The organism is Eggerthella sp. BIOML-A1, from assembly GCF_009875595.1.
GTDB classification, from domain to species: Bacteria; Actinomycetota; Coriobacteriia; order Coriobacteriales; family Eggerthellaceae; genus Eggerthella; species Eggerthella lenta.
In genome coordinates this window covers 14,622-28,301 of the sequence record NZ_WWRZ01000007.1, presented here as the reverse complement: position 1 = coordinate 28,301, position 13,680 = coordinate 14,622, and the positions used below count along the sequence as shown (strand labels likewise).

13 protein-coding genes are annotated in these 13,680 nt (G+C 61.6%); 9 read left to right on the top strand and 4 right to left on the bottom strand.

Features of this window, described 5'->3' with window-relative positions:
* Positions 1-17 precede the first annotated feature (17 nt).
* Genes kdpC through GT590_RS10210 form a run of 3 tightly spaced genes read left to right on the top strand, consistent with a single transcriptional unit; the run spans position 18 to position 4,144 of the window.
* Complete coding sequence (gene kdpC / locus GT590_RS10220) at positions 18-632, top strand: K(+)-transporting ATPase subunit C (RefSeq protein ID WP_114513713.1); 615 nt, start codon at positions 18-20, stop codon at positions 630-632.
* 31 nt (positions 633-663) lie between these two features.
* Positions 664-3,444 carry a sensor histidine kinase KdpD gene (locus GT590_RS10215; RefSeq protein WP_009305206.1) on the top strand — a complete coding sequence of 927 codons (2,781 nt, stop codon included), beginning with the start codon at positions 664-666 and terminating at the stop codon, positions 3,442-3,444.
* Entirely contained in the window at positions 3,437-4,144 is a 708-nt protein-coding gene (locus tag GT590_RS10210) for a response regulator (RefSeq protein WP_009609064.1), read from the top strand. Before GT590_RS10215 ends, GT590_RS10210 begins: the two co-directional genes overlap by 8 nt.
* A 78-nt stretch (positions 4,145-4,222) precedes the next feature.
* Here GT590_RS10210 and GT590_RS10205 read toward each other — a convergent pair whose 3' ends face one another.
* Entirely contained in the window at positions 4,223-5,599 is a 1,377-nt protein-coding gene (locus GT590_RS10205) for a helix-turn-helix domain-containing protein (RefSeq protein ID WP_009305204.1), read from the bottom strand.
* A gap of 635 nt (positions 5,600-6,234) precedes the next feature.
* Between GT590_RS10205 and GT590_RS10200 the strand changes: the two genes are divergently transcribed.
* Together GT590_RS10200 and GT590_RS10195 are read left to right on the top strand one after the other, a co-directional pair.
* Positions 6,235-6,765 (top strand): helix-turn-helix transcriptional regulator, encoded by a 531-nt coding sequence (locus GT590_RS10200; RefSeq protein WP_009305203.1) that lies wholly within the window; start codon positions 6,235-6,237, stop codon positions 6,763-6,765.
* Entirely contained in the window at positions 6,762-7,127 is a 366-nt protein-coding gene (locus tag GT590_RS10195) for a hypothetical protein (RefSeq protein ID WP_009305202.1), read from the top strand. Before GT590_RS10200 ends, GT590_RS10195 begins: the two co-directional genes overlap by 4 nt.
* A 52-nt stretch (positions 7,128-7,179) precedes the next feature.
* Here GT590_RS10195 and GT590_RS10190 read toward each other — a convergent pair whose 3' ends face one another.
* From GT590_RS10190 to GT590_RS10180, 3 genes are all read right to left on the bottom strand, one after another.
* Complete coding sequence (locus GT590_RS10190) at positions 7,180-7,482, bottom strand: hypothetical protein (protein WP_009305201.1); 303 nt, start codon at positions 7,480-7,482, stop codon at positions 7,180-7,182.
* Positions 7,470-7,757, bottom strand: a complete 288-nt coding sequence (locus tag GT590_RS10185; RefSeq protein ID WP_226844386.1) for a GMP synthase — start codon at positions 7,755-7,757, stop codon at positions 7,470-7,472. The genes GT590_RS10190 and GT590_RS10185 overlap by 13 nt, the downstream gene beginning before the upstream one ends.
* A 237-nt stretch (positions 7,758-7,994) precedes the next feature.
* On the bottom strand, positions 7,995-8,741 hold the full coding sequence (locus GT590_RS10180; RefSeq protein ID WP_009305199.1) for a class I SAM-dependent methyltransferase: 747 nt from the start codon (positions 8,739-8,741) through the stop codon (positions 7,995-7,997).
* A 154-nt stretch (positions 8,742-8,895) separates the two neighbouring features.
* Between GT590_RS10180 and GT590_RS10175 the strand changes: the two genes are divergently transcribed.
* From GT590_RS10175 to GT590_RS10160, 4 genes are all read left to right on the top strand, one after another.
* Positions 8,896-11,046, top strand: coding sequence for a UvrD-helicase domain-containing protein (locus GT590_RS10175; RefSeq protein WP_009305198.1), 2,151 nt, complete (start codon positions 8,896-8,898; stop codon positions 11,044-11,046).
* A 137-nt stretch (positions 11,047-11,183) separates the two neighbouring features.
* Positions 11,184-12,539: an amidohydrolase family protein gene (locus GT590_RS10170; RefSeq protein WP_009305197.1), complete on the top strand. Its 1,356-nt coding sequence runs from the start codon at positions 11,184-11,186 to the stop codon at positions 12,537-12,539.
* Between the two features lie 3 nt (positions 12,540-12,542).
* Positions 12,543-12,743, top strand: coding sequence for a hypothetical protein (locus tag GT590_RS10165; RefSeq protein ID WP_009305196.1), 201 nt, complete (start codon positions 12,543-12,545; stop codon positions 12,741-12,743).
* A 198-nt stretch (positions 12,744-12,941) separates the two neighbouring features.
* Positions 12,942-13,679 carry a twin-arginine translocase TatA/TatE family subunit gene (locus tag GT590_RS10160; RefSeq protein WP_009609086.1) on the top strand — a complete coding sequence of 246 codons (738 nt, stop codon included), beginning with the start codon at positions 12,942-12,944 and terminating at the stop codon, positions 13,677-13,679.
* Position 13,680: the final 1 nt, after the last annotated feature.

Sequence of the window (13,680 nt, the reverse complement as noted above, 5' to 3'; positions counted from 1 at the left end):
GAAGGAAAGGATCCATCATGACGTTCAAATTGGGAAACCAAGCGAAGACCTGGGGAAGTGCGGCGTTGTTCTTCCTCGTCACCACGGTGCTGTGCGGCGTGATCTACACGGCGGCGTGCACGGGTTTGGCGCAGCTTTTCTTTCCGCACCAGGCGAACGGCTCCATCATCGAAGTCGACGGAACGAAGTACGGAAGCGAGCTGGTGGGCCAGCGGTTCACCGACGAGAAGCACCTTTGGGGCCGCGCCATGAACCCCAGCACGAGCACGTTCACCGATGCCGAGGGAAACGACGTGCTGTGGTACGCCCCGTCCAATCTCAGCCCTGCGGGCGACGAGTTCGCGACGGCGGTGCAGGATCGCGTCGAGCAGATCCGCGCGGCTCATCCCGAGATGGGGAACAAGCCCATCCCCAGCGACCTCGTGACGAACTCCGGCAGCGGGTTCGATCCGCACATCTCGCCGGCTGCCGCCGAATACCAGGTGGACCGTTTGGCGAGGACAACCGGCAAGAGCGCGTCCGAGATCCGCGACATCATCAAGCAATGCACCGAGCAGCCCCAGTTCGGTTTTCTGGGGGATGCGCGCGTGAACGTGCTGAAAGTGAACCTGATGCTCGACGGCGTGCTATGATGGCGGCACCGATACGACTGCGAGTGTGATTATGGACTACGAAGCAAGGCGCGACCCCGATGCGATCCTGCGGCAAATCGTCGAGGAGGAGGCTGCCGAGGGCGATACGCGCGGCAAGCTCAAGATATTCTTCGGCTATGCGGCGGGCGTGGGTAAGACCTACGCCATGCTCGAGGAGGCCCACGCCGTGCTGGAAAAGGGGTTCGACGTGGTCGTCGGTTACGTCGAACCCCACACGCGGGCCGATACGATGGCGCTTGTCGACGGACTGGAGCAGATCTCCCCATCGACGGTTCAGCATAGAGGCATCTCTCTGCGCGAGTTCGACCTGGACGCCGTGCTGGCGCGCCATCCCCAGATCGTGCTGGTGGACGAATTGGCCCACACGAACGCCCCGGGTTGTCGGCATCGGAAGCGCTACCAGGACGTCGAGGAGCTGCTGCGCGCAGGCATCAACGTGTTCACCACCGTGAACGTCCAGCACCTCGAAGGGCTCAATGACAAGATCGCCGCCATCACGCACGTGAGCGTAGCCGAGCGCATTCCCGACCGTATCTTCGACCAGGCTGCATCGGTCGAGCTCGTCGATATCGAGCCAGACGATCTGATCGAGCGCTTGGAGGCAGGAAAGATATACCTTCCCGATCGCGCCCGCACGGCGCTCGGCAACTTCTTCTCCCGGAAGAACCTGGCGGCGTTGCGCGAGATCGCGCTGCGCCGCATGGCCGATCGGCTGACGCGCAAGGCCGAATGCACCGAGGCGGGCGCGCGCGTGGAGGCCGGCGAGGACGTGCTGGTGTACGTAACGCACAATACGGGCAACGTGAAAGCCATCCGGGCCGCTGCGAATATGGCGGAGTCCTACCATGGGGCGCTCACTGCGGTGGTGGTCGAGTCGTCGCAGAGCAAGAAGTTCGATTCCGACCAGCGCGGACGACTGCGCGCCAACATCGATCTGGCCGAAGAGCTGGGTGCGCACGTAGTCACGCTGTTCGGTGACGATATAGCCCAGCAGCTGGCGCAGTACGCGGTGACGGCCGGCGCGACTCATATCGTGGTGGGCAACGCCACGGGTGGCCTGTCGGTGCGTTCCCTGCTGCGCGAGAGCCTGGTGAGCCGGCTGATGAAGCTCGCGCATGGGGCCGTGGTCGACGTCGTGCCGACGAAGGACTTGCCTGCGCAATATGGCCGGCTGTCCGAAGCCACAGGGTTTCGCCTGACAGGCGCTGACGTTTGGCGTGCGCTCGCGTCGGTCGCCATCGCCACGGCTATCGGACTGGCCATCTATTCCCTTGGGTTGGCCGGTTCCGTCGTGCTCATGCTCTACCTCATCGTGGCTCTGCTCATCGCTACGCGCGCCGACGGCTTCTTCTATGCGCTGTTCGTGTCGATGGGCAGCGTGTTTGCATACAACTTCTTTTTCACCATCCCGCGGTTCACGCTTCATGCGGTAGGGCTGAACTATCCCATCATCTTCGCGTTTCTGCTCGTGGGCACATTCGCTGCATCATCGCTGGCCATCCGCATGAAGCGTCAGGCCGAGAGCACCGCGCGCCGTGCGTATCGCATGGAAGTGCTGCTGGAATCCAGCCGAAAGCTGCAGGGTGCCCGCAATGCGGACGAGTGCTTCCGGCTTGCGGCCGAGCAGGTCATCAAGCTGCTGAACCGCCCGGTGGTCATGTACCGCTTGGGCATCGACGGTCGTCTTGCGAAGCCCGTGGTGCACGACGTCCCTGGGACGCTGGGCGGCGATGCCGGTGCCTGCGCGCTCGCATCGCCCGAAGAGTCCGCGGTCGCCGCATGGTCTGCGGCGAACAACGAGCGTGCCGGAGCCACTACCGACACGCTCGCCGATTCGCAATGCCTGTACCTGCCCATCCATTCGAAGGACGCTGTGTTCGGAGTAGCCGGCATCGCGATGGACGACATCGACGGGGAGGAGGACTTCGGGGCTTTCGAGAAGAACCTTTTGCTGGCCATCCTGGACGAATGCGGCCAGACTACCGAGCAGATCGTCTTCGCCGAGGATAGGCGGCGCATGGAGATGCGCATGGAGAAGGAAACGCTGCGGGCGAATCTGCTGCGCACCATCTCGCACGACCTGCGTACACCGTTGACCAGCATTTCGGGCGATGCGGACATGCTTTTGCACGATCGCGGCGCGCTGTCGGCGCAGCAGAAGGAGCACTTGTACCGCGACATCCACGACGACGCGTGCTGGCTGGTCACGCTCGTGGAGAACCTGCTGTCCATCACGCGTATCGACAACGGCACGCTGCAGCTGGCCGAACAGCCCGAGCTGGTGGCGGATGTCGTGAGGGAGGCTCTCCAGCACGTCGATCGCCGCGCTGGGAGACGCCGCGTCGACGTGGAGTTGGAAGACGAGCTGCTTATGGCCGACATGGATGCGCGTTTGATCGTGCAGGTGATCATCAACCTGGTGAACAACGCGGTATCGTACACGCCGGCCGACGGGCGCATAGTCGTGAGCGCGCGGCGGGTCGTGGAGCACGATCGTCCGCGGGTGCGCATCGCGGTTGCCGACGAAGGCCCGGGCATTTCCGAGGAAGATCGCAAGCATATCTTCGACATGTTCTACAATGGCTCCACCGGCCGGCGGGGCGGAAAGAGCGGCGATTTCAAGCGCGGCATGGGCTTGGGCTTGTCGCTATGCCGTTCCATCGTCGAAGTGCACGGCGGCACTTTAGACGTGCGCAATGTGAACCCGCACGGTAGCGAGTTCTCGTTCACGCTGGCAGCGGTGGAGGCCGGGGACGTGGTGGCGCGATCGACGGAGGAAGCGCGTGGCTGATGGGTACCGGATACTGGTGGTAGAGGACGACGCGGCGGTGCGGCGCCTTGTGACGACCACGCTCGATTTGCACGGATATGCGTACCGGGAAGCCCGTACGGCGTCGCAGGCGCTGCTCGAACTGTCGTCGCAGCCGCCCGATCTGGCTATCCTCGATCTCGGTTTGCCCGACGGAGACGGGGTGGAGGTCATTCGCACGCTGCGCGGGTGGTCGTCGCTGCCGGTCATCGTGCTATCGGCGCGTTTGGAGGATGCCGACAAAGTGGAAGCGCTCGATGCCGGAGCGGACGATTACCTGGTGAAACCGTTCTCAGTCGAGGAGCTGCTGGCTCGCGTGCGCGTGGCGCTGCGCCGATTGGATCGGGAGCGAGCGATGAAGGGGGATGCGGACGAAGCCGTCTACCGCAACGGGAGCCTCCGCATCGATTATGCGGCAGGCAGCGTGTGGCGCGACGACGAGGAGATTCACCTCACGCCGTTCGAATACAAGCTCCTCTGTCTGCTGGCGCGCAATACCGGCAAGGTACTCACGCACAACTACCTGCTCAAAGAGGTGTGGGGCACCATACTCGCGTCCGATCGCTCGTCGCTTCGCGTGTTCATGGCCACGCTTCGCAAGAAGATCGAGCCCGATCCTGCGAACCCTCGCTACATCCAAACCCACGTAGGGGTAGGGTATCGCATGATGCGCGTGGAATAGGAGCGCTTCGAGCTTACGACCCCCCCCTCTCTCTCTTCTTCTTCTTCTTCTTCTTTCGGTCGATCGTCGAATAGGGTTTTAAGGCAGGAAATATTTTCGGGCCCGACCGTTTCCTTTCGCTTGCAGCGTCCCCTGTTGGGCGAGTGCTGCCAGTTCGCGCTGAGCGGTTCTGCGGGCGACTCCCTTGCGCTCGAGATCGGAAACCGTTGCATATCCACGATCCAAGGCGATTTGTCTTGCAAGAGAAAGCATATCGTGAGGACGCTCCGCGACGGGTTCGACGTTCTCGACGTGCAGGGGGACCGTCGTTGTGAAAATCGCCCCCTCGTTGAGAACCGGTTCCGCCCCAGAGTAGACTTTGGTGTATTTGTACAGGTTCCGTGTGCCGGAACCCAGCTCTTCCGCCAGCCCGATGTTGTTGAAGAATGCGCCTATCAGGGGGTTCTTTGGGATAGGATTGAAATCGCTCAGCGTGATTCGACCCATGAAAGGGGCGCGACTTGCATTTTCCGTGCGCAACCTTTCATTGTCGATGATGAGTTTTGCAGGAAATGGGCTCGTGTATTCGCGATGCACGAGCATGTTCGAGATTACCTCGCGAACGATGATGTCGCGAGGGCTCACGCGAACGGAGCCTTCAAGGTGGAACCGATCCGGCAGATGTTTCGTGCAAAAGCCGGTGAGTTGGTCGAAGGCTTCTATCAGATTGCTTGTGACGATGACGCGATCGTCGTATCGATCCTGGTCGCTTATCCTGACAACGGCATCCGTTTTATAGGAAGGGCACAGCGACCGAATGACGTCGGCATCGCCCAACAACAAGACGGCTGCAAGGTTGAATCCTTTTTCGCCCGTGACGAAGTTCTTGCCGAAAAGCCCTGCCGAATGCAAGAGGTCTTCGTCGGTCATGCCGTTCCAAGGGTGTCGGGTTCGTTTTCCCGTGGCCATCGTTCGGATGGCGGGAAGCAAATCCATGCGCAAATCACTTGCTTCCACATACGGGAACACCCGCTGCTCGGTGTAGATGTTCTGCTTGCGTACGCACAAAGCCGTAAGCTGGCTTTCGGTGCTCACGACAACGTCGGCGTCCTCGATGCGCTCGAATATCCTCCCTTTGTATCGGTGGATCGACGGACTGGGAGGAATCCATATCCGAACAAGCGACGAGCCCTCGAAAACGATGTCTTCGAACTCAAGGGTGGCCGGCGGGTCGAAAACGTTCGGATTGTGAACCACGTTGGTCACGTTCCTTTTCACGGGCACGATATTCTCTTCGGGGATTCCGATTGCGTTTCCATCGTCTTCTACTCCCAGGTAGATGCTGCCCCCGAAGCTGTTCGCGAAAGAGCAGATGGTCTCGAACGTGTCTCTTCCAACCGAGTTTCCGCAGCGTTTGAACTCGATGGAGGGGGTCTCTCCGGTTGCGAGGTCGCTGCGCAATTCTGCTTCGTCCATGGGCGCCCTTTCCGAGTGATTCAGAGGAAACTCAGTATAACAACATTTGGCGCGATTTGGCGCGATTTGGCGCGATTTGGCGCGATTTGGCGCTTTTCGATTTCTCGATTCCGACTCCCCGGGTGGCGCATAATCCTCGGAAGAGGCTCCTCGCCCCCGGAGCCGCGCCAGCTTCCTACCAAAACACGTTCTGATGACGGTTTTGGTAGAGAAAATCCCCTGCGGACATCCGCTTAGGTTTCTCGAACTGGGAAAACGTTCCGCGGATCGGGTGAAAGGGAACCCGATCCGGTGGTTTCCCTACCAAAACCGTCATCAGAACGTGTTTTCGCCAAGGGAAGGGTCGGCGTGCGGGAACGCCCCCCCCGTCTGCGTCGGGAACGCGACGGCGCGGATCTTTCCAGCCGATGCCTTCACCGGAGGCGAGGTCGTAGAACGCGATCCGGCATTATGCGTTAAACGGGGAGTCGGATTCTCGGGTTTTCGTCATGTGCATGGTGATGCCGCCCATTAAACGGGACGAGGAGCTTGTCCCGCCAAGCGAATTTGACGAAATGTCGGGAATATTTGCTTCAATGCAAGCCCCTGATCAGCGAGAATGGTACCCGATGGAATCGCTGGGAAAGGGATAGCGCATGGTGGGCGAGAAGCTTATGAAGCTGCGGAAGAAGCGGGGGATGAGCCAGCAGGAGGTGGCGTCCGCGCTGGGCGTGACGCGGCAGACCGTTTCCAATTGGGAATGCGATCAGGGTGCTCCGTCGCTCGACAAGGCGGCCGATCTCGCCCGTCTGTGCGGCGTGAGCCTGGACGATCTGGTGGCCGACGAGGTGGAAGTGGTAGTGGCCGATCCCGATCAGGCCGCTGGAAAGCCGCGTGACCTGCATGTGCTCCGCCATCTGGAAGGCAAGCAATGCCGCATCTGCTATCGGTATACGCATGATGAAATCGACATCTTCAAAGCGGTTTCGATGCCCGAGAAAGCGCGCGTGCTCGATGTCAGCGATGGTTGGCTGCGCGTCGAACACGAGCTGGGCGGCGGTGCGCCCTGGTCGAAGAAGGAAACCGCAGTGCGCCTTATCGACATCGATATCATCGACAGCGTACTGGCTTGGCCGAACGAGGATGATAGTCCGCATGCGGCAACGTGCGAGGAGGCGATCTCGTGACGGAGCTTTTGCTGGTTATCGTCATCGTGCAGCTCGGCTTCGTTTTGAGCAGGCTGCCCAAGAAAAACGATTCCTCGAAAGAGAGCGTATCCGATCGCTTCGAGCGCGAGCAGAAGGGGAACGCCGTGTTCGTCGCCTCCCAGCTTCGCAAGTTGCACGGTTGCGCGTGTGCGTTCACTCTCTGGGCGCCAGGGCGCATTTTTGCTGACGAGTCTCCGTCAACGCAAGGACGCGGTATCATCCTCGACTCCGACGACGAATGGGTGCTCATCGAGTGTCCCGCCCCGTTCGGCGCGAAGGGCGCCACGCAGCGCCTGTTCCGCATAGCCGACATCAAGTCCGTCGCAGAGATCGTCGGTTAAAGTCACGCAGTGTTCCTCCGCGAGCAGAGCCGTGAAGGAACACTGCGTCCGATCACTCGCTCAGCCAGTGTGCCGTTTGCGCCGAACGGGCGAAGTGGATATCGTGCAGCACGACCAGCTCGCCGTCGAATGCGTACAATACCACGTGGGGAATCGAACGGAATTCGAAGACGAAGCGTCGCCTTGCCTTGCCCGTGCGAGGATAGGCTTCCGGGAACGTGCGCACATTGACGAGCGCGGCGACAAGACTTGTTTTCAAGCCTTGGTCGGGATCTTCGATCCCTGAAAAGTACAAGTTCTGCGTTATCCGCCGAATGTTCACATCGAAGCGAGCGGTGGTTCTTACTGGGAACATGGCCGCCCCCAATCTTCTCGGGGATATTCACGCTTAAGGCGCTCGACTTCCTCGTGTGCATGTTCGAAGACCTCGTCGAGGGTGTACGTAACCCCCGTGCGCTTCATCTCGGCTTCCGAGGCGTCTACAATCGCATCGCAGTACGCATCATATGCACGTTGCTGGTCGACCGACATCCCAAGGGACGTTAAAAACGGATCAGGTTGAAATTCTGCCATGTTCTCACCTCCTTCGATTACGGCAAGCGGTACGCGTTCATGCATGATACGTGCCATATATCTTCCTACCTTGCGGGCGCGAGTTCCTAAGTCGGCCCCCTCGTTCCCTGGCTGCGAGGATCTTGCAAGCGTTGCGTCAGGCGGAAGGGAAACACCTTCGCCTCTTCGGACTGTGCTTATGCGCAGCGCTTGCACTGGCTCGTGTACGAGTTCATTTTATCAAGCAGAACATTTGTTTGTAAGTCTTGTTTCCGAGGTGGAATCCTGATAGGGGAGCCTGCGGCGATTCCGCGTCTACGCCTTCGGCTTTTTCGCCACGTGGACGGCGGCGATGCCGCCGGTATAGTTTTTCCAGGTCACATCCTCGAACCCGGCTTTCTCCATCATGGCTGCCAGGCCTTGCTGGTTAGGGAAGGCCTTGATGGAGCGCGACAGGTACACGAAGCCCTCGCGGTCGCCCGTGATCAGGCCGCCCCAGAAGGGGATGAGGTGCTTGAGGTAGAAGCCGTACAGCGCGCGCCATACGGCGTTCGGCGGCGTTGAGAACTCCAGGCACACCAGCGCTCCGCCGGGCTTGAGCACGCGGAACATTTCGGAAAGCGCCTGGTCGCGCTCGGGCATGTTGCGGATGCCGTACGCCATGGTGATGGCGTCGTACGACTCGTCGGCATAGGGGATATGCTGTGCATCCACCACCTCGAAGTCAACCGGTACGCCCTCGGCCTTGCCGTCCGCATAGTGCATGCGGGCCACGTCCAGCATCTCGTCCACGAGATCGGTGCACTGGATATGGCGCGGATGCTTCGCGCGCGCCACGGTGAACGTCACATCGCCGGTGCCGCCTGCGATGTCCAGCACGTCGGCGTTCTCGTCGATGGGCGCCTGGCGCATCATGCCCGCCAGCCATGTCTTGTACGCGCCGAAGCTGGAGACGGCGTTGAACCGCTCGTATTTTTTCGCGATGGTGGAGAAGATGTCTTTCACGCGTTCGGACGAGATGTCCGCGGGCGCTTCCTTGCCGGTAGCGGTATCGATGCTCACAGGTGATGCTCCGTTGATCAGGAAAGATTGGAAGGGTGCGCCTCTCGGGCGCGTCTTTATTATACAGGAAAGGAACCTGGCGAGAACAGGCTCCTTTTTTCCGCAGGGCGAGCGTATAATCTCCCGAGCCCACGAAGGAGATTGAGGAGCACCTTTGGAACACGAGCATGAAACTCCCGAACTCGATCAGGAATTCGACCCCGTATTCGAAGAAGAGCAGCAGCATCTGACCGAAACCTATGCCAAGCTGCAGACCATGGGTCGCGATCTGCTGGCGAAGATGGAGGCTAACAGCAAAGACGCGGCCGCCGACAAGCTGGCCATGGTCGACGAGCTGTCGGTGAACCTGGCCAGCTACGCCGACGCCATGGAAACCTATGCCGACTTCGCCACGGTGAACCGCGTCATCGACGCGTACAACCTGGCGCAAACCGTCGATGCGGAAAAGCTGACCAGCATCCAGGTGCTGCTCAAGCAACCTTATTTCGCCAAGGTGGTTCTGCAGATGAAGCCTGGGCAGGAGCCGAAGGAGCTCTACATCGGCACCGCCGGCATCGCCGACGAGAACTACCGCCGCCTTGTGGTGGACTGGCGCTCGCCGGTGGCCGAGGTGTACTACAACCAGGAGAACGGCCCCACGTCCTACGAGGCCAACGGCCGCACCATCCGCGTCGATCTCAAGCTGCGCCGCCAGTTCGACATCGAAGCCGATCGGCTGAACGCCTACTTCGACACGACCGTCGCCATCCAAGACGCCATGCTGCTGGCGTCGCTGTCGAAGCGCCGCACGGCGCAGATGCAGGCCATCACCGCCACCATCCAGAAAGAGCAGAACCAGGTCATCCGCCACGCGGACGCGCCCACCTTGCTGGTGAACGGCATCGCCGGCAGCGGGAAGACGTCGGTGCTCATGCAGCGCATCGCGTATCTGTTCTACCAGCAGCGCGAGAGCCTCGATCCCAGCGAGGTGTTCCTCATCACGCCGAACCCGGTGTTCGAGCGCTACATTGAAGGCGTGCTTCCCGACCTGGGGGAGCGCAATCCCGAATGCCTCACGTGGGATGAGTTCCTGCGAGGCCTCATGCCGCCCGAACGGTCCGGCGGACAGGCGCCTGCGTCGCTGGACGCGTTCGAGCGCATCGACGAAGCGTGCGCGACGTTCTCGTTCGACCAGCATGATTTCAAGGAGATCCACTGCAACGGCGAGCGCCTGGTCACGGTTGGACAAATCCTCCAAGTAGCGGCCAAGTTCAGAAACATCCCTGCTGGCCCCCACCTGGTCACGCTCATGCGCGAGGAGCTGCTGCGGCGTCTGGACAGCCGCTTGAAGCAGCTGGCGGCCTCGGACAAAGTGCTCGACGAGATCTCGATGCTTACCCTCGACCAGCAGGTGGAGCTGTTCCGCGAAACGTTCGACCCGCACGACGAGAGCCAGGTGCGCGAAGTGGCGCAGCAGTACGTCGATTTGCGGTTCGCCGACGCGCGCCGAGCCGTCGAGAACGACGACTGGCTGCGCATCGACCGCATCGGCATGCGCCTTCTGGGCGTGGAGAACCTCGTTCCGGTCGAGTGGCTGTACCTCAAGATGGCGCTGACGGGCCTCGGCAACGCAGATGCGAAGTACGTGATGATCGACGAGGTGCAGGACTACACGGTGGCCCAGCTGGCCGTGCTGGCGCGCTACTTCAAGCGCGCGCACTTCCTGTTGCTGGGCGATCAGAACCAGGCCATCGCTCCGGGCACCGCCACGTTCGACCAGGTGCGCGCGCTGTTCCGGGAGGTGCGCGGCCCGCTGGAGGAGTGCCGCCTCATGACCAGCTACCGCTCCACCCCCGAGATCACGCAGCTGTTCGCCAGCCTGCTGGACGATGACGAGCGCCTGAGCATCTCGTCCATCCAGCGCGCCGACACCGCGCCGGAGATCATCGCGTGCGCAAGCGAGCAGGATTACGACCGTGAGTTGCGGCGCGTTCTTGCTCAAGCGGTCGGCGACGACGGCCTCACTGCCGTGGTGGTGCCGCAGAAGCATCAGGCCAAGCTGCTGCGGAAGAAGCTGGGGGACGCGGCTCCCGCGCTCATCGACGCGGCCGCCACGCTGCCCGCCAGCGGCGTAGTGCTGGTGCCACTCAAGCTGGCGAAGGGACTGGAGTTCGACCACGTCATCGTCCCCGACGCCAGCGAGCGCGCGTTTCCCGACGACCCGCTGTCGCGCCGTCGCCTGTACACCACCGTTTCCCGTGCCACCCGCGGCATCACGTTGCTCGCGCAAGGCGAGATTACCCCGCTGCTGGCCGCGCGGGCGTAGCGGGGGCGGCGGCAATGCGCGAGCAAGCGACTCCGCCCATGCGCCTGCCGATTCCCCTGTGTGCTTTCCCCGAAGAGCGGGTCGGGAATGCTATCATACTCATCATGCGATTATTCTAAGAGATTGGCGGGACAGACATGCTTTTGTGCGCACAATACATTCTTCCCATCACGTCCGAGCCGTTTCAGAAGGGCGCGGTGCTTGTCCGCGACAACGTCATCCGCGACATCGGCACGGCCGAGATGCTCAAGCTGCGCTATCCCGACGAAGAAGTGGTCGATTTCGGCCAGGCGGCTATCATGCCGGGCCTCGTCGACCTGCACACGCACCTCGAGAACTCCGTGATGCGCGGCATCGTGCACGATGTGCCCTATACCACGTGGGTCACGTCCATGTTGGAGAAAAGCGCAAAGATGGACGTGAGCGACTGGTACGACTCCGCTATCCTCGGGGGTCTTGAAGCGCTGTCCAGCGGCATTACCTGCGTCGCCGATATCACTGCCACCGGCGCTGCATGCACCGCCACGCAGAAGCTGGGCATGCGCAGCGTCATCTACCGCGAGGTGGGTGCCATGGACAAGCGCCGCGTCGACTACGCCATGCGCATCGCCGAGAACGACATCATGCATTGGCGCGAAGAGGTTGACGGCGACCGCATCACCATCGGCGTGGCTCCCGCGGCTATGTATGCCTGCCATCCGTCCATGTTCTCGAAGGTGTCCGAATTCGCTCGGCGCGAGAACGTGCCTGTCGCCATGCACGTGGCCGGCAACCGCGAAGAGTACAACTTCATCAAGTACGGCTCGTCGCCGTTCTCGGTGCACACGATGGACCAGAAGCGCGGCTTCGTGGAGATCCCGCCGTGGCTGCCCACCGGCACGACGCCCGTGCGCTACGCTTTGAACTGGGGCGCGTTCGAGTCCGACAACGTGCTGGCCATCCACTGCGTGCACGTGGATGACAAAGACGTGCAGAAGCTGAAAGAGTACGATGTAGCCGTGGCCGTGTGCCCGCGCTGCAACGCGCAGCTGGGCATGGGCGTGGCTCCCATCAACGAGTTCATGCGCGCCGGCCTGCGCTTGGGCATGGGAACCGACTCGCCGGCCGCAACCGACTCCACCGACATGCTCACCGAGATGCGCATCGGTATGCTGGTGCAGCGCGCGGTGAACGTGGGCGAGTTCCTGGATTCGGCCACCATGCTGGAGATGGCCACCATCGGCGGCGCTCGCGCGCTCAAGCTGGACGACAAGATCGGCTCCCTGGAAATAGGCAAGCTGGCCGACATCATCGCGGTCGATCTGTCCGGATCGCATCAGACGCCCACCACCGATCCGGTTTCGGCCGTGGTCAACACCTGCAGCGGCGCCGACATCCTCATGACCATGGTGAACGGCACCGCGCTGTACGAGAAGAACAAATGGAACGTGGGCGTCGAGGTTGCCAGGAACATCGCCCGCATCATCGAAATCCGCGGTAAGTTGAGGTTGTAATCTATGGGAACGAACCAGAAGTTAACGGCACAGCAGAAAAGCGAGCGCATCCGCGCTGCTCAGGAGCGAGAGCGCAAGGAAAAGGAGCGTCGCGAGGCGGCCGCGCGCACGAAGAAGATATTCACCATCGTCGTGTGCGTCATCCTCGTGCTGGCTTTGGGCATCCCCACCGTAGCCCTCGCCTTCCTGGGGAACGGCTCCTAGCTTCCGCCCGATGACGAAGGGCGTTCGCAGCGTCTCCCGCTTGCGGACGCCCTTCGCGTTTCCCGTGTGAGAATCCGTCATGCTTTTTCTGTAGAGCTATCTCGTTCGGGTCGACGGGGAGTGTTTGTGATACTATGAATCGTTGCCGCGCACGGGGCGCGGAGTCGAGAGTAGAGTAACCGCACAAAGGGGTTTGCTTTGTTTGGTATAGGTGGATTCGAGCTATTCCTCATTCTGCTGTTCGGGTTTTTGATCTTCGGACCCGACAAGCTGCCTGCTATGGCTAAGACGCTGGGCAAGGCTATCAACAAGTTCAGAAGCGCACAGGAAGAAATGAACAAGGTGCTCAAGACGGAGGTCTACGACCCTACGTCCGATGAGCCGTTCAAGAACCCGCTGGAGGCGCTGTCGAAGGTCGGCGAGATCGGCAAAGACGACAAGGAGGAGAAGACCGAGAGCTTCTCCGAGCGCAAGGCTCGCTACGACAAGGAGCGCGCAGCCAAGAAGGCCGCCGAAGCCGAGAAGGCCGGTGCTGCCGAAACGACTGCGACGACGGCCGCAGCCGCTACGGCGACCGCCGCTGCTGCCAAGCCGGTGGCCAAGCCCGACGGATCGTTCGCCAAGCCGGAAGAGCCGAAGGCTGCGGAGACTGCGAAGCCGGCCGCCAAGCCTGAGTCGACCGCCGCGAAGCCGAAGCCGTCGCCCGACGAGCTGTACGGCACGAAACCCGCCGCTAAGAAGCCGGCTACCAAGCCGACGGCTGCGAAAGCCGCCGCCGCTTCCAAGAGCGCTGCGAAGCCTACGGCCAAGACCGATGCCGAGAAGGCTGCCGCACGCTCTGCCGCGGCGAAGAAGGCCGCTGCAACGCGCGCGGCGAACAGGAAGGCAGCCGCCGAAGCGGCCGCCAAGGCCAACAAGAACGAGAAGGGGGAGTAAG